Below are 21,577 nucleotides of genomic sequence, written 5' to 3' on the forward strand. Positions count from 1 at the left end.
TTTCCCATGATTGACCGCTACACGTTACCCCGTATGGGGGCCGTTTGGACCCAGACCCACAAATATGAGTTGTGGTTGGAGGTCGAACTTGCCGTGTGTGAGGCCATGGAAAAAATGAGACAGATTCCTCCTGGCGTGGCAGCCCGCATTCGAAAAAAGGTCAAGGTCAATCCTTTACGAATCGCGGCTATCGAACAAGTCACAAAACATGATGTTATTGCCTTCCTGGAATCCGTGGCGGAGCAGGCAGGGAATGACGGACGGTTTTTGCATGTTGGGCTCACCTCTTCGGATATCGTCGATACGTCTCTTTCGTTGCAATTAGTGGAAGCTGCCCAATTGATTCGTGAGGATGTCAAAGCCTTGCTTGGTGCCTTGCGGGATTTAGCTTTTGCGCATCAGGATACGCTGATGGTGGGGCGTTCCCATGGGATCCATGGAGAGCCTATTTCCTTTGCATGGAAGGTCGCCATTTGGTATCAGGAGTTTCAACGGCAGCAAATCCGCTTAGAGGCGGCGTTCGTGGACATTGCTGTCGGCAAGCTTTCCGGGGCCATGGGCACATTTGCCCATCTTTCTCCCTCAATCGAAAAAACCGTTTGTCAACGGTTAGGGTTGAACCCGGCGCCTATTTCAAATCAGGTGCTTCAGCGGGACCGGCACGCGGCCTTTCTTTCGGTCTTGGCACTGATGGCAGCGAGTATTGAAAAAATTGCCATTGAAATTCGTCATTTGCAAAGAACCGAAGTTCTGGAAGCTGAAGAATACTTTGAGCCAGGCCAAAAAGGCTCTTCCGCCATGCCCCATAAACGGAACCCGATCAGCTCGGAAAATTTATGTGGTCTTGCCAGAGTAGTGCGAAGTAACAGTCTGGCTGCCATGGAAAATGTTGCCTTGTGGCATGAACGGGACATCAGCCATTCATCTGCTGAGCGGATTATTCTTCCGGATAGCACGATTTTGATCAATTACATGCTGGTCCGGTTAACGAACATGTTATCCAAACTGGTGGTTTATCCTGAACGGATGATGGCCACTCTGAATCAAACCGGTGGACTGATCTATTCGCAACGAGTGTTACTGGCGTTGTTAGATAAAGGTGCAATCAGAAAAAACGCCTATGAGCATGTGCAGCAACAGGCAATGGCTGCCTGGAAAGGGGCAGGAAGTTTCCAATCTCTTATAGAGGGGGATCCCTTTATTGCCAAACACTTGAGTGCAAAAGAGATTGCAACCTGCTTCAATCCCAGAGCCTATTTGCGAAACCAGCAGCAGATTTTTAGACGGGTGTTTGGAATGAATCCCCAAAGCCAGCGATCAACGCCACCCCGAGCCACTCATCCAAGAAAACCCTCCAAAAAGAGGAAGACAGAATGACTAAGGGAGATATGTTTTACGAAGGAAAAGCCAAAAAAATTTTCCTGACCGAAAAATTAGACGAAGTCATTCACTACTTCAAGGATGATGCGACCGCCTTCAACGCGCAAAAACGGGGGACGATTCTGGAAAAAGGGGTGGTGAACAATAAAATCTCCGCCACGCTTTTTCAATACCTTGCTGAAGCGGGTACTCCCAGCCATTTTATTGAGCAACTCAATGATCGGGAAATGTTAACGCGACGAGTGAAAATTATTCCAGTTGAAGTTGTGGTGCGTAATCGAGCCACCGGCAGCATTGTCAAACGCCTGGGGTTAGAAGAAGGTTTGATCATTGATCCCCCATTAGTCGAATTCTTCTATAAAGACGATTCGCTGGGCGACCCTTTGATTTCCGAGGACCATATTCGCCTGCTTAAATTGGCCACACCCCCGCAAGTTGAAGAACTCCGACAGCAGGCACTCAAGATCAACGAAGTGTTAAAACCTTTTTTTCAGAAAAGGGGCATGATGCTGGTGGATTTTAAGTTAGAATTCGGATTGTGGAACGGTCAGATTATTTTGGCAGATGAAATTTCCCCGGACACGTGCCGTTTTTGGGATATTCAAACCGGGGAACGCATGGATAAGGATCGTTTCCGAAAAGATCTGGGACGGATTGAGGAAACCTATCAAGAAGTTCTCAAACGAGTTTGCGGATAATTGGCATTATTTCGAGTAATGCGCTCGTTCTTTGGCAAAAGCCACCTTGGCAACAACCCTGGCTGTGACGTCAAGCCTTTATTCACCTAATGCGTGGCGGGTCTTCTGTGAAATCATGAAAGCCAAAATTTACATTACGCTCAAAAACGGAATCCTGGATCCTCAAGGTCGAGCCATTCAACAATCGCTTCAAACTCTTGGTTTTGACACGGTTGGAGAGGTCCGCATAGGGAAATTCATCGAGGTGGATCTTTGCGATACAGACAGGACATCTGCAGGAAATAGTATAAAAGAGATGTGCGAAAAACTCCTTGCCAATACCGTCATTGAAGAATATCAATACGAGATCATTGAGGCGTAACTGATGGTCTCCCGGTTGTCTCTCTTGATTAAATTCGATTTTTTCCCGGCTGAGCTCCCTCGTCTCAGTAGTAATGACACAAGGGGGAGTTCAATATGAACATCGGTATCATTGTATTTCCCGGCTCCAATTGTGATCGTGATTGTGGATATGTCCTTTCGAAGATCATGAAACAAACTGCCCATTTTATTTGGCATCAAGAGCGATCCCTCAAAGGCATGGATGCCATTATCCTGCCAGGAGGCTTTTCTTATGGGGACTATCTGCGCACAGGTGCCATAGCCCGATTTTCTCCCATCATGGACGCGGTTGTTGATTTTGCTGGGCGGGGAGGAATGGTCTTGGGCATATGCAATGGATTTCAAATGCTTTTAGAGCTTGGAATATTACCCGGTGCCATGTTGCGTAACCGGGATCTTTCTTTTATTTGTGAAGACCGCTATATACGGGTAGAAAACGCGAATACTCCATTTACCAATCACTGTGAACCCGGACAGATCCTGAAGTTGCCGATTGCCCATGCTGAAGGAAATTATTATTCGAACCCTGTGACGTTGTCCGCCTTGCAGGCCAATGCGCAAATCGTTTTTCGATATTGTGATCGTGAAGGCAAAGTCACATCCCAAGCCAATCCCAATGGATCGCTGGATAGCATTGCGGGAATTCGTAATGCGGCCGGGAACGTTCTGGGTCTGATGCCTCATCCAGAGCGAGGCGCAGAACACCTTCTCAATAATGAGGATGGGTTGTATATTTTTCGATCAATGATTTCAGCATTGGATAAACACAAAACACCCCAAACTGTATAACCTACATGACACTAATCAGTCAGTGCATTCCTTGCCTGTTGAGACCACCATGGAAGTTTTTCCCGGAATTACGATGACCTCAGACATTTGCCACGGGAAACCATGTGTGGCAGGCACCGTCGTTGACGTGGCCACCATTGTCGGAACCCTTGGCATTGGAAAATCATTCGATGATGTTCAAGAAGCGTTGAATCTGACATATGAACAGATCCTCACGGCATTGCGATATGCTTCGTATGTGACGGACCATTTACCCCTTCGCCTTCCTTCAGGGCATTAACCCACAGGACAGTATGATTGTATTTATGCTAAATTACCTTTCATCAAAATAACGGCTTTCCTAGCTTTCCCATTTACATATCTGAAAACGTTGAGGAAATGAACCTCATCGGTTTGTTTCTAAACTTTTAGTATCATATTTGGTTTTTGACCTTTCTCCTCCGCTGTTTACCTATTGAGAAAATCAAACCTCAGGATAATTGACTTGTTATGACACAGGACTCAAAGGCCTCGCCGCACATCTCTCTTACCTCAAAAATTATTGAACAGCATGGTCTGTCCGAGGATGAGTATCAGCAAATCCTCAAGCACCTGGGTCGTGAGCCGAATCTCACTGAGTTGGGCATTTTTTCTGTAATGTGGAGTGAACACTGCAGTTATAAGAGTTCACGCATTCATTTGAAACGATTTCCGACCGAGGGGGAGCGTGTGGTTCAAGGGCCTGGGGAAAACGCTGGCGCCGTGGATATTGGAGAGGGACTTGCGGCAGTCTTCAAGATGGAATCGCACAATCATCCGTCATATATTGAACCGTTTCAAGGGGCGGCCACCGGTGTCGGGGGGATTCTACGCGATATCTTTACCATGGGAGCACGCCCGATTGCGTTATTGAATTCCCTGCGATTCGGTGAATTGGACCTGCCAAAGAACCGGCATATCCTCAAAGGAGTCGTTTCCGGGATTTCTTCCTATGGGAACTGCATGGGGGTGCCCACGGTAGGTGGGGAAATTACATTTAACGATATTTATTCAAAAAATCCACTGGTGAATGTCTTTTGTCTGGGCATCGTAAAAAAAGATCGTCTCCTGCGGGGCTTAGCCAAAGGTGCCGGAAATCAAGTGCTTTACATTGGTGCCAAAACAGGACGGGACGGGATTCATGGCGCCACCATGGCCTCTGATAGTTTTGATGATGCCTCAGAAAAAAAACGTCCCAATGTACAAGTTGGAGATCCATTTCTAGAAAAACTATTACTTGAAGCGTGCCTTGAATTTTTGGAACAGGACTTGTTGGTCGGGATTCAAGACATGGGGGCTGCTGGGCTCACCAGTTCGTCCTGCGAAATGGCCTCCCGCGCCGGAACCGGTATTGACATGGACTTAGTTAAAGTCCCTCGCCGTGAACCGCACATGACTCCCTATGAGATTCTGTTATCGGAATCTCAGGAGAGGATGTTGCTGGTGGCTCAACCTGGCAAGGAAGAGGCAGTTCTTGCCATCTGCCGGAAATGGGGCATTGATGCCGCAGTGGTCGGACGTGTGACGGATGATGGATTCCTTCGAATCAGAGAAGGCCATAAGATTGTGGCTGAAATACCCGCTCATGCCCTCGCAGAGGAAGGTCCACGCTATGAACGTCCTGCCTCGCCACCTCAGTATCAGGAATTTTTGCAGTCCTTAAATATTGACGCTCTTCCTGACGTTAAAGACCCTGCTGAGGTATTACTGAAACTCTTAGCTTCACCAACCATCGCCAGCAAACGTTGGGTGTTTCGGCAATATGATCATATGGTAGGAACCAATACCGTGGTGTGCCCGGGATCCGATTCCGCCGTAGTTCGCATAAAAGGAACCTCCAAAGCCCTGGCCATGACGACGGACGGCAATAGTCGCTTTTGTCTGCTGAATCCCTATTTGGGGGGAGGATTAGCGGTTGCTGAAGCCGCGCGGAACTTGGTCTGTGCGGGCGCCCAACCGATCGGGGTCACCGACTGTCTGAATTTCGGCAACCCTGAGCGTCCTGACATCATGTGGCAATTTATCATGGCCGTCGAAGGGATCGCCGACGCCTGTCGAACATTCGAAATTCCTGTTGTGAGCGGGAACGTCAGTTTTTATAACGAAACGAATGGACTCTCTATCTATCCCACCCCGATTGTAGGAATGGTCGGACTCATTGAGCGCCCGGAAAACATTATCACTCAATGGTTCAAGCAATCAGGCGATCAGATTCTCCTGCTGGGAGAGACAAAGGAGGACTTGGGCGGGACGGAATACCTCAAGGTTATCCATTCCCGTGAACAAGGCAACCCCCCCTGGTTGGATATGGACCGGGAAAAGGCCCTCCACTCCTGCCTTCTTTCATTGATACAGGATGGGCTGGTGCAATCAGCGCACGATTGCTCGGAAGGTGGATTACTCGTGACCTTAGCCGAGTGCTGTCTGACTCATCCTTCCGCCCCATTCGGGGCAACTGTTATACTGATTCAAGATCGCCTGCGTCTAGACGCCCTGCTTTTTGGAGAAAGTCCTTCACGGGTTGTCATTTCCATAAAACCCGAGAATATTAAGCGAGTAAGAGAATTGGTTGAAGGCTTCGGAGTCCCGAGCATAGAATTGGGACAGGTCACTCAGGAAAATATGGACATCACTGTCCGTGGAGGCAATGACCAGCCCGTGTCTCAAATAAGCCTGTCCCTTTCCGAAATGGGAAGTGCATGGCACCACAGTCTCGCACGCCAATTAGGAACAGAAGAATCGTGATAATAGTTTGGCCCTGGATGTATTGGACATTTTCGGCCCTTCTTGTTGATCAGGTAGATCTGTTCTATGTGAGGATCTCATGAGAAAGTTGCCCATGGTGTCGGACATGCCATCTTCAGACGGGTTTCATGAAGAATGTGCTGTCTTCGGGATTGCGGGGTCGAAGGAAGCCGCCAATCTGACCTACCTTGGCCTCTATGCCTTACAACACCGAGGGCAGGAAGGCTCCGGAATTGTGTCTTCGGATGGAGAGCAATTCTTTCAAAAAAAAGGCCTAGGCCTCGTTGCCGATATTTATTCAAAGAAAACATTACGCGAACTTTCAGGCACCAAAGCGATCGGCCACAATCGATATTCCACGGCTGGGAGTGGACAGTTGCAAAATGTTCAACCCTTAACCGTTAATTTTGCATTTGGAAATTTGGCGTTAGCCCACAATGGGAATTTAATTAACGCGGGTGTGCTTCGTGGTGAACTCGAGGCCTATGGCGCTATTTTTCAATCGGATTCCGATAGCGAGGTCATCATTCATTTAATCGCCCACTCAAAAGGGGATACCATCGTCAATCGGGTGATTGACGCACTAAGCCTAGTCCGAGGAGCCTTTTCTTTGGTGCTATTGACTGATAATCATTTAATTGCAGCCCGCGATCCGTTTGGTTTTCGCCCGCTCTGTTTAGGACGTTATAAGGGCAGTTGGGTTGTGGCCTCCGAGACCTGCGCATTCGATCTGATTGATGCCAAATTCGTTCGTGAAGTTGAACCAGGAGAAATCGTCGTCATTCACGATTCAGAAATGACCTCATATCATCCGTTTCTGGAACGACCGCATGCCCAATGTGTATTTGAATACGTCTATTTTGCCAGACCCGATTCAAAAATTTTCGGCCCTCATGCCGTGTACCCCGTTCGCAAAGCCTTTGGACGTCAATTGGCCAAGGAATGTCCAGCGGACGCAGACATGGTTATTCCGGTTCCCGATTCCGGTGTTCCGGCGGCCTTGGGCTATGCCGAAGGGATGGGGTTACCGTTTGAGATCGGACTGACCAGGAATCACTACGTGGGACGGACCTTCATTGAGCCGGAACAAGCCATTCGTCATTTTGGGGTAAGGCTAAAATTAAATCCCGTTCCCGATGTCTTAGAAGGAAAACGGATAGTCGTCGTGGATGACTCCCTAGTTCGAGGCACCACCAGCCGAAAAATTGTCAAAATGCTTCGGCAGGCTGGTGCTCGAGAAATTCACCTGCGCATCAGTTCACCCCCAGTCATTGCCCCATGTTTTTATGGCATTGATACGCCGACACAAAAGGAACTCATCGGAGCAAATCTCAATATTGAGGAAATTCGTCGTTATGTCACGGCTGATAGCTTAGGCTACCTTAGTCTAGAAGGCATGTTAGCAATGGCTCCCGGCTTTTCTAATCATTATTGCAATGCCTGTTTTACGGATAATTATCCCATCATGTTGACAAAAGCCGAACAACTTCAACTCGGCTTATTCGAACCAGATCAACTCTCTCACTCCTAAATGTCTTTCTGTTTTGTTGCCGCCCCAAAAATTCATGTGGTAGGCTTTCAGGGATGGGAAGATTGAATCTCTCGTTATATGCCTTATGAGGCACCATGAACAGGAGGAACCTATGAAAAAAAATATTCATCAGGTACTGATTGTAGCCATATTAATACTGGGTACCAGTTTCATCTCACACGCGGGAAGTTTTTTTAAAGTCGGTGAGTCCGCTCCAAATTTCTCACTGACGGGTCTGGATGGACAAACTCTATCTCTTGACCAGTTTAAGGGGAAGGTCGTGGTTCTAGGACTCTTTCATATTTGCGAGCCGTGTTTAATCCAAAGCACCAATTTGCAGAGGGTCCATGAGACCATAAAAGACAAGCCTGTAGCGGTAATCGGAGTCAATTCCTCTGGAGACTCCATGGCCGATGTCAGGGAATTCTTACAAGGATTCCCGGTGAAGGTGACGTATCCCTATCTCCTAGACCCCGAGAAAAAAACAGACAAACTTTATGGCGGGGGAAAATTTATTCCCAACGTGTATGTTATTGATCAACATGGCCTCATCCGTTGGCAGCGCGTAGGGAATTTCTTTACCGACGGTACATTAGCCGGACATGAAGCAATTCTGCAGGAAGTGGAGAAATTATTGGAGTCACCGTCTACTCCCTCGACCATGTAGGTTGAGGACTCTTTTTACGCATTCTTGAACCGATGTTAGGGCACTATGGACGAATTAGAAGACGGAAAACAAAAATTTCTTGAGATAGTGAATACTCTGGATTCCTCTGTGGAAGTAGTCATCCCGACCACTCCTTCGCGCAGTCTTTTACTCATTTCCCTTACGAAGGGCCCCAATCGTAAATTTATTACAATCCATGAGGATGATATGTTGGACCTTCCAGAAGAATCTGGCGTTCAAACCAAAATAACAACTCTTCTTCAAGAAACCCTGGAAACCTTATGAAAACCATTCTACCCAATATTTCTGAATGGTCCTGGTTCTGTGAAGAAAAACAGATTAATTTTAACGGACATTTATTAGCCGTGGGGGAACATCGGATACTAGTCGACCCCCCATCCATGAGCGCGGGTGATATGGCCATGACGCAGCGGGGAGGGTCTCCGGATTATATTATATTGACTAATCGGGATCATGAACGGGAAGCGGCCAACTTCAGGAAAACCTTTAAATGTCAGGTGATGGCTCCGGAATTGGATGCCAAAGAAATGACGCTGCCCATTGATAAAACCTTCAAAGACGGTGAATTGCTTCCAGGGGGAATTTGGGTTGTTCAACTTTCCGATCAAAAATCTCCAGGGGAAAGCGCCTTATTCTTGCAGCAAGGCAAGGGTGTGCTTATTGTTGGAGATGGAATCATTGGGGATCCAGCAGGTGCACTACGGCTATTACCTCCAGAGAAATATGAGAACATCCTCCTAGCCCGTGAAGGTCTTCGTAGGTTATTAAAATATACGTTTGACAGTCTCCTTGTTGGAGATGGCACTTCCATTCTCACTGGGGCAAAGCCCGCACTTGAAGACCTCTTGGTAGACAATTGAATCAATCAATATTATAAATGGCATGAAGATTTTTTCTGTCCTGTGACGCCGAGTGACTATGTATGGCCTGGTCTCAATCCGCCAATCTCAATTCTTTAGGCAATCAGCACTTTTCGAAAGGCTTCTATACCGAAGCTTTTCAATATTATGCGCAGGCCCTGGAGGTTGATCGTCAAAATGGAGACCAACGATCTTTGGCCACCACACTGGGCAATCTTGGTAATATTTGCGCAGTGAGTGGTCGCCGGGAACAAGCCAGAGCGTATTATAGTGAGGTGTTAGAACTTCAAAAAATTCTTGGTGATGATCGGGGAATTAGTACGACTTTAGCCAATTTGGGGAATCTTTCGGCCGATGCTGGAGAATGGGAACGAGCCCAGGCCTATTATTTAGAGGCCTTGGATTTAATGAATCAGTTGTCCGACTATGCCGGAAAGGCAGTTTTACTTTCTGATTTGGGATTAGTTGCGAGGGAAACCGGCAAGGAAGAAGAAGCGCTCGCCTACTATCAAGAATCATTAATCCTGATGCGTCGGGTCGGAAATGAGGCCGGGCAATCCGATGTCTTTCGTATGATGGCGCGGTTATATTTGAGTCAACGACGATTTGAGGAAGCGCAATCCTGCACCTTGACCAGTCTGGATGTCGCCAGGCGGCTGAAGGATGAACTCCGTATGGGCGGTGCCTGGTATGTTCTTGCCAGTTGCCATGAGGCCCAAGGCCAATGGAACCAAGCCGTGCAATACTTACAAAAAGTCGTTCGTATAGACCAAAAATATCAATTACCAAAACTCACCGAAAATACCCAGCGATTACAAGCCTTAGAATCTCGTCTGAGCGCCAAAACCGGACACACTTATGAGTGAGACTTCCAACCCTTCAACCCTATGGCCAGAGGCCAGGACCTATCTTGTGAAGGAAATTCACGGGTGGTTAGATATCCACTCGACGGATGCCCTAACCCTCCCCCTACCAGATGAGGACTGGTTGCTTGAAATCACTGCTGACGGCAAACTTGTGTGCATGGCCGGGTACGATCTGGATGATATGAAAAGCATGCTTTCGGATGGAACGCCCGAAGATTTAGGAACGGACGAACTTGCGAAACAAGCTAAATTTTATTTGCAACAAACGGTTTCCAAGCACCGTCCAAAACTCCTGCGCCAAGGTTTCAAGGAACGAATTGAGATGAATGAGTCGCATGTGGCCGCACATTATGAACGCCCGGTCGATTTAGGGAAACTGATCGATCTTCATCAGCAAATTAAGACCTGTCTGACCCTGTTTCCGGCTTCACACTAACGACCCATCCGCCTCCAAGGTCAAGCGACTTACCCACACCAGTCTGATCATCGTGAAACAGCCCCCAACGTTTATCACATCATTCAAACAATTCCGAGACGTCGCCTATGCCTTTCGATTGCCACGGATTATTTTTTCCGCACTAGAGCTCAATCTATTTACCAAGATGGAAAATCGGGATTGGACGATTTCCAAGTTAGCCAAGCATCTAGGTGCGAGCCAACGTGGCCTGGGAATCTTATGCCGGAATCTTTCCAGTGCAGGGTTATTAGTCAAGTCTCAATCGGGATACCATCTTACCCCATTTTCCAAACGCTATCTCCAAGAATCCAGTCCGGACTTTCGGGGAGACTATCTGGGACTTATGCAGCGTCAATGGAGCGAATGGTCCCATCTGACAGAAGTCATACGTGTCGGTCAGCCATGGGACAGCAAGGAACCGGAAACCACGGAATATCGACGGTCGTTTTCCTGGGCCATGCATCATCGCTCCCTCCAACCGGCCAGAGAGGTCGCACAACAGATTTCTCTAAAAGCGGCTCGTTCCCTTCTCGACTTAGGCGGCGGGCCCGGGACTTATGCTATGGCGTTTTTAGCGCTGAATCCAATCCTTCACGCCACAGTGATGGATCGGCCTGCTGCTCTGGATGTGGCACGTATGCTGGCGGAACAGTCCTCCTTGGGAAATCGTTTGACCTGTCAAGCTGGTGATTTTTTAACTGCACGGATTTCCGGCACCTATGATGTTGTCTGGTATTCCAATGTTCTTCATATCTATTCTCCGGCAGACAACCTGAAAATTTTCAAAAAAATCAAACGAATTCTCAACCCTGGCGGACGGCTTCTCATCCAAGACACATTTTTGGAGGACCAAAAAGAACTTCGGCCTCTTGAAGCAAATCTCTTTGCCGTCTCCATGTTACTTTATACTGAGCAGGGCAATACCTATTCCGTCCGAGATGTTCGAGAGTGGCTTCAACGAGCCGGACTCACTCGTTCTCGGGTTCTCCATCTGAAAGAGGGAACCGGAGATTGGGATGGGCAATTGATTGAAGGGCGACTTCCGCGCACTGGTTAACGTGAATTTATTGTTCCTTACTCCGTACTCAACGGTCATATAGCTTGCTGAGTATGCCTTGTGGAGAGATTCCGTTCCTCGCGTGGCTATACAAGTCAACCCTCCACCCTATGACTGCATACATTGATCGGATCCTTCATCCGGTGTTTCAATCCATGTTATCGGTGTTCCGGATTGGGCAACACACTCTGCGTTGGAGAAACTGATGTCGGTGCTGGTGAGCTTGGGAGGTTCACAAGAAAAGTGGCTCCCCCTCCTCTCACACTTTGTACCTCAATACTTCCACGATGTTCTTGAATAATTTGATGTGCAATGGCCAAACCCAAGCCTGTTCCCTCATGTTCCTGACTCAAGTGTTTTGTTGTAAAAAAAGGATCAAAAATATGCTCGATGTCTTCCGGATTAATCCCTCTTCCGGTATCTTGAATGTCCACCTGCACCCAATTCTGAGCCAGACCTGAGCCAATTATTCGAGTTCGAACTGTCAACACGCCACCCTCTGGAAGCATGGCTTCCACGGCATTAAACAATAGGTTAAGAAACACCTGCTTTAATTGTTGCCGGTCGGCAAATACCTTTGGCAACCCATGGGCTAAATCTGTTTCGACAACAATCAACTCGTGAGAAGGACGAATCCTGAGGGTATACAAACAGGATTCTACAATATCATTAAGGTCTTCTTCCTTGAGAAACGGTTCCATCGGTTTGGCATAATCCAAGATCTCCCGCGTGAGCCGTTCAATTCGGAACACATCTTCTTTGACTACCTTGCTGAATCGTACGAGAAACTGCTCATCATCCTTTCGTTCAGGTGCCAGATCCACAAACGCTTTGATCGACGTCAGTGGATTTCTAATTTCGTGAGCTAATCCGCCCGCCATGGTCTCCAGAGAACGAAGCCGATCAGTCCGACGAACTAACGACTGTGATCGCTTAAGCTCTTCATACAGCAAGGCATTGTCTAATGCCACGGAAGCTTCCTGTGATAGGGTCGTCAATAAATCCAAATCCTGGGTCGTATACCCGCCGCCACTTTTCGTATTGGGCCCAAACACACAAAACCCTAAAAGGCGTGTTTTGTTAACCAAGGGCAAACAAACTTCTGTTCCAATGTCCGCGAGTTGCGCGATGACGGCTTCAGAGTCAGAGTTGATGGTAGAGAGTTCCAATTCATTGATGACAAAACAAGACGTGCCTTGTCTCCACATTTCTAACAAAGTAGGAGTTTTTTGCAAATAGAGGACAGGAAGATCATTGGTGGATTTCCCAAAGCTGGATACCGGTCGATAATCCTGACTGCTGGAACTTCGTAGATATAAGACTCCCCATTCCAATCCTAATGTGGGACAAATGGATTCCACGATGGTTGCCGTCAAATCTTTTAATTCCAGAATGGAGACGAGTGATTTAGAAAAATGAACGACCGTTTCATGTCGGTCATATCGTTCTTTGAACAATGATTTCGTGATTAATGTTTTGGCTTCCCGTTTCAAAGAAGACGCTCCAAGCACCAAGATAAGCAATACGCTCAATTCCACAAAAGAATAGGCGATATTGATTTCCCCAAAGTACAGACTTTGCCCAAGAAGGAGGATCGGATAAGCAGGGAAGGCTACGAGGGCTAACAGAAGGCTTCCCGTAATGCCTCGTTCAACAGCCGTTCCGAGATCCATGAGCCGGTATCGCAGGAGTGTATAGGCTACGACCGACGTATAGACAGTCAGAAGAATTGTCCCGTTCGGAGGGATCTCAATCCCATACCAAAGAGGAAAAGTCGTCACTCCCCCTGCATACGCAATGACTGATCCGATGGTGAGAAGGTAAAACCGCGAACGTTCAGGACCAGTTCTGCTCCGTGCTCCATGGTAGAGCAACCATGTTCCATAAATAGTTGATAGGCCAAACCCCAGTAGATAGAAATGAAAAAAAGGCCCGGGCTTCGGCCAAAAGAGAAAATCACCAACAGGATGAACATCGGCCACAAAATAGGAGGTGAAATTTGCGAAGAAATAAATGAAACTGGTTCCCCATCCAAGACGGATAATCCATCTGTTCGATTCCACATCATCTAATAAGGTTAGGACGTGCCACAGATAGGCGGCGGGAAGAAAGATTGCTCCGACCATCAGCAAGCGAACAAAGAAAAGAGCGAGATCGTGGGAGGACCCAAGCTGCCAGGCGCAAAAACCATATCCCCAAATGGCGGCAGCTAAACAATACAGGGCATAGGCTTGATGTTTGGGACTTCGAGGGTTTTTAGCGTAAACAATAAGGCCGGAGGCCGTGGCGGCGAGACCATTCAGGAGTCCGCTGAAGGCGTAAAAATTCACGTCAAAAACAATGAAAGATAGTTGATTAAACTAGATCATTGGCTATGTACATCATTTAGAAAGGCTATTGGACAATAAACGCATCCAGAAGTCAAAAGGGTTGGCAATTTGATGCCGGAGGGCATCTCCTCTTGTGCCTCCGTGAATGGCACGGTCCTTTCCCCTTCATGCGTGATCAATGTCATTGATGCGTCGCCTGCGGCGATGTGGTACTCCTGAAATATATTTGCAGAACGGGGAAGCCTTATGCCACTTGTTTCAAGGCTCCCGGCAGGGGTGTTAGTCTTGGGGATTGTTTTTTATTCAGGATCATTGGTCTTTGCGCATGCGCGCAGACGATTGGTTTCTCTAATACGATGAGATAGGCTTGTCCTGCAAACGTTGAAAAAATCCCCGCATTTGCACCGCCCAAAGTATTGATGATCCATTCCCATTGTGTTCGATCAAAAAAACAAAATTGCCCTTCCTTTTCGGCCTGTCTGATTTTTCCGTAATTATTCAAGAGATCCCGTGCTTCCTCCCTTTGCTGTGGGAGGGCCGCATTGCTGACCAGGCTCTGGTAAATCCCGGAAAAATCCCCATTCGGTTTTAAATTGGATATGACCATTCGTCCGCCTGGAGCCAGGATTCGATATAGTTCCCGCAAAGCCGCACCTGGATCCTGAACATATCCAATCACTAAATTAGAGACAATTCGGTCAAATTGGTTGTCGGGAAAGGGGAGCGGCTGACCTAAATCGACTTGTGCCCATGATTTTGTGACAGAAGGTGTTGAAGAGATCTTGGTATGTTGCCATTCGGTGGTGGCTGCGACCATCGCTTCATGGGCGCGCTTCAATGCGTCAGGAACGACATCAATTCCCACATACTGAATGGACTCCTCCAGGCACGAGATTCCAGGAGAAATGGTGGAGGCTAGCCCATTCACAAAATACAACCCCGCATTGCCATTTCCACACCCGGCATCCAGAATTCTTTGGCCAGGAGTAATGGGGCCCAAGGCATGAAACGCATGGTCGAGGAGTTTCACATAATCCCGGCATTTGGCAACCGACTGAAAATGGCCCAAGTAATCCTGCCAAAAGCCTGCCCCGACGTCGGTCTCTGCCTGTTGTTGTTGCGCAATTTTTTCTCGTCGATTTTGACGTCCCAAGTCTAGTCGATTGGGATTGTGGATCGTCTCCGAAGAAGGGGTCTGTGCGATATGGTTTTGGCACTGTGCGATGAGTTGTCGATAAGTTTCACGTGCTATTTTGGGGTTTTCTTGTAGACGATGCAATGAATTAGGCACCACAATCCATTCTTCAAGACGTCGACCCAATGCGTTTCGAAACGCCTGTAGATCATCGGAGGCCACCCAGGCATCTTTTTCGGCCGAAACCAGTATAACGGGAGAGGTTACCGATGCCGCATCAGTCAGGGTGTGTTCAAGCGTGACAAATTGGTTCGCAATAGCATCCCCCAAAAAATGATTTCCCACATTAAAACCCAAAAAATTCGCTGACTCAGGGCACTGTCCCTTACCATAGCCGGCGAAGAGATCTTCCTGATGAACCGTGGCAGCGGAGCGTTCCACATTGACAATGCCCATGAGCATGATCAAAAGGGATACTGATGGACATTCAACCTCGGCTTTGAGGGCGACTCGTGACGCTAAACTTGAGGCCACACCGATTATTGCTGAGGCCGGCCAATTTGTCCTGACGTAACGGATCACGGTTTGAAAATCATCCTTCATTGATGAAAGACATATTTGATGGTGCAGCCCATCACTTTCGCCGATATGATTGGTATGGTCATAGCGTACGACATGAAATCCATTGCTGGCAAAGTAATATGCCAAGGTCAGATAATCCCGCTTCGTTTCCCCGTATCCAGGGGCAATAACGACCACAGGTCCTTCTGTTGGATTTCCTTCAATTGGTCGGTCATGGAAGGCACGAATCCTCTGCCCATTGCTTTTTTCAATGGTGAGACGATTACTGCGCACGCCCTTTTTTGGGGGATGAATGGACTCGGCCTTGAACTCTTTTTCCTGTTCACGAGGATCAAAACCAGGAACTGAATCCGAGCTTTCTGGCGTAACGTGCCCATACGCCACGAGTCCCTCTCCTTGATTGGGCAGGAATCTGATACCCGTCGAAGTTGAACAATGTAAAAAAATATTTGTTGTCCCTTCCCAGGCGGTGTGACCTGTTTCCACATGGATATCTTTGATCATGCCCTGGATCGTGGTCAGGGAATGGTCCTGACCCGAACTACGATATTCCCACTCAATGATCTGCGATAGCTCAATTGGAGGAAACCCGGTCAAATGCAATCGTACATTGTGCTCGTCCCATTCAATTAAATACCCCTCCCAAGTCCCTCCAAGGCAACGCAAAGAGAAGGGAAGTGGTGAATGCCTACGAACTCCAGAAAAGTCAGCAGGAAATACTTCCTCACTGAGCTGCTGTAACCCAGCAAATGGATTCTTTGAAGTCATACCCGCCAACTCTGGTGTCAATGTGCTCATGCGATCCCTCCCTTGAATTTAAGTGTTAATACCTAGATTTCGACGCAAAGCTTTCCTTGGATCTCAAAAGATCCTCACGTCGGCATCAGCCTGTGATAGAAGAGGGGTGAGAGATGGAACGACTTACATCGTTTCGGTCATTGATACGGGTGGATGGTCCACCATGGAGTTGGTATCAATTCAACTCTCTTAGATATGACACTAGAGCAACCTGAATGCCAGAATTTTCTGACAAAAGACGAAGAACCATTTTTACGAGAAAACCTTGGACTTTACTAGGAAAATTTTGCCTGAATGGTTTTTTTTAGAGCCACGGCGCATATTTTCTTGGCTTTTATCTGTCGATCCACTGACGATAAAATAAAAAGAGCGTTGATCTCCTGACAGCCCACTTCGCTTTTTCCATTGACACTCTTTCCTCTCCTACCTAGAATTCAAGAAAATTGAGAGGAGGTTCGCATGCCACACGAATCCGCCCCATCCATCCGCAACGTGGTCATTACTTCCTACCCTGGGGTAGGAAAGACCACCCTCTGTGAAGCACTGGCCTTTTCCACTGGATTCATCCCAGCCATGGGGACCATTTCCCAGGGAAACACCATTGGTGATTTTGAACCCGAGGAAGTCCACAGACACCATTCCATCAGTTCGGCTATCTGTCAGTTCGAGTGGCAGGGGACAAAAATCAATATTATTGATACACCGGGAATGAGCGATTATGCCTTTGAGATTCAATCCGCCCTCAGGGCGGTGGATGGTGCGGTGCTTGTTGTAGGAGCCAGTACCGGACTTCGGTCCGAAATCGAACGAGTCTGGGATCTCATTCAGGAACACGAAACTCCCTGTCTCCTGTTTATTAATGAGCTGGATAAAGAGGGAGCGGACTATCGCTCGATTTTGGCGGAGTGTGAGAAAACATTGGGATTCACCGGAGTCCCAATCACGATCCCGGTTGGAGAGGGGGCCATGCCGACCGGGGTGATTGATCTCATTTCGAGGAATGTCATCACTCCGCTTTCCGGCACGACAAAAATCCAGCAAACCGAGATTGTTGCAGAACATCAACCCATTGCGAATGAATTCCGGCGCCGTGCCATGGAACAGGTGGCAGAAACGAATGATCAATTGGTGGAGAAATATCTCTCCCAGGGTGAAATCTTAGACGAAGATTTGCGTGATGGTCTGACGATCGGCACATTGGAACGGAAGCTTGTTCCCGTGTTGTGCGGATCGGCTATTCACAATATTGGAACAACATCCTTGCTGGCTGCAGTACAACGGTTTCTCCCATCCCCTTCCGACCGTTCCAGTCTCCATCCACACGTCGGGCAGCAACCCCAGACACATGATGAAGGTCAACGAAAATCTGATCCAAATGATCCGTTTTCAGCCTTCGTTTTCAAAACCACTATCGATCCTTTTATGGGCCGTCTTTCATTTGTGCGAGTGCTGTCCGGAACCTTACAGGCAGATTCAGGGTTTTATAATGCCTCCCGGCAGACCAGGGAGAAGGGTGGGCATCTCTTCTTTTCCATTGGCAAGAAACATCACCAGGTTCATCAAGTTTCTGCGGGAGATATTGTGGCAATCGGTAAATTAAAGGACACTCAAACCGGTGACACCATTTGTGATGAACGACATTCCATCATATTCCCATGCCTGAAAATATCACGCCCGGTCATGTCTTATGCCTTAGAAGTGAAAAGCAAGAATGAAATTGACAAGGTCAGTTTAGGTCTTCATAAGTTAGTCGAAGAAGATCCGTCACTTGAGTTTCTAAGGAATGAAGAAACAAAAGAAATGTTGTTGAGTGGGGTAGGGCAGGGTCACATTGAGGCCACTTTAGATAAGCTGAGGCGCAAGTATGGAGTGGAAGTGGATTTGCATATGCCGAAAGTTCCCTATAAGGAGACGATCCATCGGATGGCTCAGGCGCAAGGGAAATATAAAAAGCAAACCGGTGGGCATGGACAATATGGAGATTGTTGGCTACAAATTGAACCTCTTCCGCGTGGGACCGGATTTGAATTTCACAACAACATTGTTGGTGGTGTCATTCCACGAAATTTTATCCCTGCAGTGGAAAAGGGCGTGATCGAAGCACTGCAGCATGGTATTGTTGCCGGGTTTCCCATCGTGGATATCCGTGTGGCTGTCTATGACGGATCTCATCATCCCGTCGATTCTTCCGAGATGGCCTTTAAAGTGGCAGGATCAATGGCCCTCAAGCATGCCCTGGATTCTGCTCAAAGCACCCTTCTTGAACCAATCATGTCGGTAGAAGTCCTAGTTCCGGATGATTTGGTGGGAACCGTGATTGGAGATCTTAACTCACGGCGGGGACGCATACAGGGAATGGCGACGAAAGGACATAATCAAATCGTGAAGGCCTTTGTGCCTCTGGCGGAAATGCTGAAATATGCTCCATCCTTAACGTCGATGACTTCCGGAAAGGGCACTTATGTGATGGAATTTTCGGGTTACGAGGAAGTTCCGAAGGATTGCCTAAATCGAATAGTGGAAGAACATAAAAAAGAAAAAGAAGCCGTTTCCTCACACTAATTCCTTGATGATAAACAGAGAGAAACGCTATGGCAGCGTTTTGATTACAATGAAAAATGCCCTTGTCTTTCGGATAATTCGAAGTAAAACCGTTTGACCCGGCTTTACTTTGGCCACCGCTTCAGAAAATTGCGTGACGGTTCGAACCGTTTGCCGATTAACCTCGTTGATTAAATCTCCTTCTTGAACTCCCTCAGAGTTGGCGAGGCCACCCGGTTCAACTTTGGTCACGAGCACACCCACAGTTTCTTGTAGTTCAAATTGCTCGGCAAGTGCAGCGGTAAGCCCCTGGACATCTAGTCCTAAGGTGACTTCTGATTTTTGTAAGGGGAGTGAGGCCAACATGGATTTTTCCTGCCTTTCGGCCATCGGTACGAGGTAGGTCATTTCCTTGCCGTCCCGTAACACAAGAATTTTGGCGTTCTCACCAGGTCCGACTCGCGCCACAAGTCTAGACAGTTGGTTGGGCGAATCAACCGGGCTGTCGTCTACGGACACGATGATATCCCCTGGTTTAATTCCGGCCACATGGGCGGGATCGTGTTCATAGACTTCGTTGACGAGAACCCCATGGCCTTCCTTAATCCCAAATTGTTCCGCAAGTTCTTTGGTGAGAGATTGAATCCCGACACCAAGCCAACCGCGGACCACTCGCCCCTGGGACACTAATTGATCGACCACACGTGAAACCATGTCGGCGGGTATGGAAAATCCGATTCCTTGTGCCATATGGATTATGGCGGTATTAATCCCGATCACTTCACCTCGAAGGTTAAAGAGCGGTCCTCCTGAATTACCAGGATTAATTGCCGCATCCGTTTGAATGAAATTTTCATACCGGGATAAATTGAGGCGTTCCCTTCCAATCCCACTCACAACCCCTAGGGTCACTGTGCGATCTAACCCCATCGGATTTCCCACAGCCAACACCCATTGCCCAACCTTTAAGGCATTGGAATCTCCAAAATGGGCTGCAGGAAATTTTCGGTCAGCTTGAATTTTGAGAACCGCTATGTCTGTTTCCTTGTCGCGTCCGATGACCTGAGCAATCATGTTGGACATATCGGATAGCCGGACATCTGCCTCCGTGGCGTCTTCCCCAACAACATGATTATTGGTCACGATGATTCCATCTTCCCGCACGATGACACCTGATCCACTGCCTTTAGAGAATGGCGCACGTCGCTGAAACCCTTGTCCCTGAGCTATCTCATGGATTGGTGTAATATTGACCACCGTAGGAGTCACCCGTTCGGCCAGGCTGGTGATGGCCTGTTCGATATCTCCAAGAAGTTCTAGCCCCCGAAGTTCTTTGGCTGTCTGGCTAATTGCGGGTGACGGAGCAATAAACAAAAGTTGGCAAGATAATGAAAATACGAGTGAAAAGTGACCTAATTTCATCCTAAACCTTATATTTCATAACGTCGGATAATAAATATTATGTTAAGTAGAAGTTAGATTAATTTTACTTTCGGTTCCCTGCCTAAGACGGTGGATGTTTTCTTTATGACTGATGAATATGATTGCCATGACTCCCAAAGAAAAAATGCAAAAATAGAAGTCAGAAGTCAGGAGAAAGACCAAAAATGGGAACGCACCAAATGCTATCAGGGCTCCACCTGATGAATATCCGAAGCCCCATACCGCTCCCAACCAAATACCAACAAGAAGCCATCCAATCAACGGATGAATCCCTATAATGGCCCCTAAGGCTGTGGCTACTCCTTTTCCACCTTTAAATCGTAGAAAAATTGAAAAAACATGACCAAGAATGACTGAAAAGCCTATGAAAAGAATCCATAACCAAGGAAACCCCATTGAGCCTGCGACAACCGTCGCGACCGTTCCTTTCCCTAAGTCACCAATTAGGGTAAGTATACCTACTTTTTTCCCTGATACCCGCAGGGTATTGGTGAATCCGATATTATGGCTCCCCCGATTGCGAGGATCTTCCTTTCCGAAAATACGAGAGGCGACGAGGCCAAATGGGATAGATCCTAAGAGATAGGCGCCAACCACTCCTAATAAATAGAATTCCATCTCCTATCGACTTCTGAGCACTCCTACCAATATTGCGGACTAATTTTCTTAAAAATTTGCATGAGATATCGCCAGCCGGAAAAAATGGAGAAAAACAAGGCAATATACAGCAGTCCGGTCCCAATCGTAGCCAGTAGACCCTCGCTTTGAACCCAGACTCCCTGAAGAATAAGGCAAAGAATTCCTCCGATTTGCCCGATCACTTTGAATTTCCCCAGAGAGTCGGCTGGAACCACAAAGCCTTCTTTCGCTGCGACCACCCTGGCTCCCGTCACAATCATTTCACGCGCAATCATAACGATGGCCAACCACACAGCTACTCGCTGAAATTGCACAAGAAGAATAAGTCCTGAAGCCACCAGAAGTTTATCGGCAACTGGATCCAGCAATTTCCCTAAATTGGTAATTTGCCCGCTTTTTCGAGCCAAATACCCGTCAAGAAAATCTGTGAAAGCGGCACACGCAAACACCAGTCCGGCTGCCAAGGCTCGTTCAGGGCTGGATTCAGAAAAAAACCAAACGAAAACAGGAATTAATAAAATCCGCAAAAGAGTAAGAGAATTAGGAAGATTGAGATAGGCTTCTCCCATAATTACATTATTTCGTTCAGATTTTTCTTTTACTACTGCTTCCGATTGATTCATGGCAACTCTGATATTT

General features: G+C 47.6%; 18 protein-coding genes. 13 read left to right on the plus strand and 5 right to left on the minus strand.

What is annotated here, in order from left to right; translation table 11 throughout:
* Positions 1-6: 6 nt before the first annotated feature.
* The 12 genes from purB (at position 7) to ACWHYD_RS09790 (ending at position 11,470) form a co-directional block, all read left to right on the plus strand.
* A complete protein-coding gene (gene purB / locus ACWHYD_RS09735) occupies positions 7-1,377 on the plus strand; it encodes an adenylosuccinate lyase (RefSeq protein WP_447965698.1) in 1,371 nt (456 codons plus the stop codon).
* A complete protein-coding gene (purC, locus tag ACWHYD_RS09740; RefSeq protein ID WP_447965699.1) occupies positions 1,374-2,078 on the plus strand; it encodes a phosphoribosylaminoimidazolesuccinocarboxamide synthase in 705 nt (234 codons plus the stop codon). Before purB ends, purC begins: the two co-directional genes overlap by 4 nt.
* Before the next feature lie 115 nt (positions 2,079-2,193).
* Entirely contained in the window at positions 2,194-2,439 is a 246-nt protein-coding gene (gene purS, locus ACWHYD_RS09745; RefSeq protein ID WP_447965700.1) for a phosphoribosylformylglycinamidine synthase subunit PurS, read from the plus strand.
* A 95-nt stretch (positions 2,440-2,534) separates the two neighbouring features.
* Positions 2,535-3,248 (plus strand): phosphoribosylformylglycinamidine synthase subunit PurQ, encoded by a 714-nt coding sequence (purQ, locus tag ACWHYD_RS09750; RefSeq protein ID WP_447965701.1) that lies wholly within the window; start codon positions 2,535-2,537, stop codon positions 3,246-3,248.
* 49 nt (positions 3,249-3,297) lie between these two features.
* Entirely contained in the window at positions 3,298-3,528 is a 231-nt protein-coding gene (locus ACWHYD_RS09755; protein ID WP_447965702.1) for a DUF433 domain-containing protein, read from the plus strand.
* A gap of 209 nt (positions 3,529-3,737) precedes the next feature.
* Positions 3,738-6,011: a phosphoribosylformylglycinamidine synthase subunit PurL gene (gene purL, locus ACWHYD_RS09760; RefSeq protein ID WP_447965703.1), complete on the plus strand. Its 2,274-nt coding sequence runs from the start codon at positions 3,738-3,740 to the stop codon at positions 6,009-6,011.
* A 79-nt stretch (positions 6,012-6,090) separates the two neighbouring features.
* Positions 6,091-7,542, plus strand: a complete 1,452-nt coding sequence (purF, locus tag ACWHYD_RS09765) for an amidophosphoribosyltransferase (RefSeq protein ID WP_447965704.1) — start codon at positions 6,091-6,093, stop codon at positions 7,540-7,542.
* Positions 7,543-7,654: 112 nt separating this feature from the next.
* A complete protein-coding gene (locus ACWHYD_RS09770; RefSeq protein ID WP_447965705.1) occupies positions 7,655-8,209 on the plus strand; it encodes a peroxiredoxin family protein in 555 nt (184 codons plus the stop codon).
* Between the two features lie 281 nt (positions 8,210-8,490).
* Complete coding sequence (locus ACWHYD_RS09775) at positions 8,491-9,090, plus strand: hypothetical protein (RefSeq protein ID WP_447965706.1); 600 nt, start codon at positions 8,491-8,493, stop codon at positions 9,088-9,090.
* 62 nt (positions 9,091-9,152) lie between these two features.
* A complete protein-coding gene (locus tag ACWHYD_RS09780) occupies positions 9,153-9,956 on the plus strand; it encodes a tetratricopeptide repeat protein (RefSeq protein ID WP_447965707.1) in 804 nt (267 codons plus the stop codon).
* Positions 9,949-10,392 carry a hypothetical protein gene (locus ACWHYD_RS09785; protein ID WP_447965708.1) on the plus strand — a complete coding sequence of 148 codons (444 nt, stop codon included), beginning with the start codon at positions 9,949-9,951 and terminating at the stop codon, positions 10,390-10,392. The genes ACWHYD_RS09780 and ACWHYD_RS09785 overlap by 8 nt, the downstream gene beginning before the upstream one ends.
* A gap of 52 nt (positions 10,393-10,444) precedes the next feature.
* Positions 10,445-11,470, plus strand: a complete 1,026-nt coding sequence (locus ACWHYD_RS09790) for a methyltransferase (protein WP_447965709.1) — start codon at positions 10,445-10,447, stop codon at positions 11,468-11,470.
* A 158-nt stretch (positions 11,471-11,628) separates the two neighbouring features.
* Here ACWHYD_RS09790 and ACWHYD_RS09795 read toward each other — a convergent pair whose 3' ends face one another.
* Both ACWHYD_RS09795 and ACWHYD_RS09800 read right to left on the minus strand, forming a co-directional pair.
* A complete protein-coding gene (locus tag ACWHYD_RS09795; RefSeq protein WP_447965710.1) occupies positions 11,629-13,800 on the minus strand; it encodes an ATP-binding protein in 2,172 nt (723 codons plus the stop codon).
* A 244-nt stretch (positions 13,801-14,044) separates the two neighbouring features.
* Positions 14,045-16,315 carry a methyltransferase domain-containing protein gene (locus ACWHYD_RS09800; RefSeq protein WP_447965711.1) on the minus strand — a complete coding sequence of 757 codons (2,271 nt, stop codon included), beginning with the start codon at positions 16,313-16,315 and terminating at the stop codon, positions 14,045-14,047.
* Between the two features lie 459 nt (positions 16,316-16,774).
* On the opposite strand from ACWHYD_RS09800, the gene fusA reads away from it, so the two are divergent.
* Positions 16,775-18,877 (plus strand): elongation factor G, encoded by a 2,103-nt coding sequence (fusA, locus tag ACWHYD_RS09805; RefSeq protein ID WP_447965712.1) that lies wholly within the window; start codon positions 16,775-16,777, stop codon positions 18,875-18,877.
* 27 nt (positions 18,878-18,904) lie between these two features.
* Here the strand turns inward: fusA and ACWHYD_RS09810 are convergent, their stop codons facing one another.
* From ACWHYD_RS09810 to pgsA, 3 genes are read right to left on the minus strand one after another with little or no spacing between them, the layout of a single operon-like run.
* Positions 18,905-20,278, minus strand: coding sequence for a Do family serine endopeptidase (locus ACWHYD_RS09810; RefSeq protein ID WP_447965713.1), 1,374 nt, complete (start codon positions 20,276-20,278; stop codon positions 18,905-18,907).
* Positions 20,279-20,320: 42 nt separating this feature from the next.
* Complete coding sequence (gene plsY / locus ACWHYD_RS09815; RefSeq protein ID WP_447965714.1) at positions 20,321-20,917, minus strand: glycerol-3-phosphate 1-O-acyltransferase PlsY; 597 nt, start codon at positions 20,915-20,917, stop codon at positions 20,321-20,323.
* A gap of 23 nt (positions 20,918-20,940) precedes the next feature.
* Entirely contained in the window at positions 20,941-21,561 is a 621-nt protein-coding gene (gene pgsA / locus ACWHYD_RS09820) for a CDP-diacylglycerol--glycerol-3-phosphate 3-phosphatidyltransferase (RefSeq protein ID WP_447965715.1), read from the minus strand.
* Positions 21,562-21,577 lie beyond the last annotated feature (16 nt).

The sequence above is a fragment of the Nitrospira sp. Ecomares 2.1 genome, from assembly GCF_965152585.1.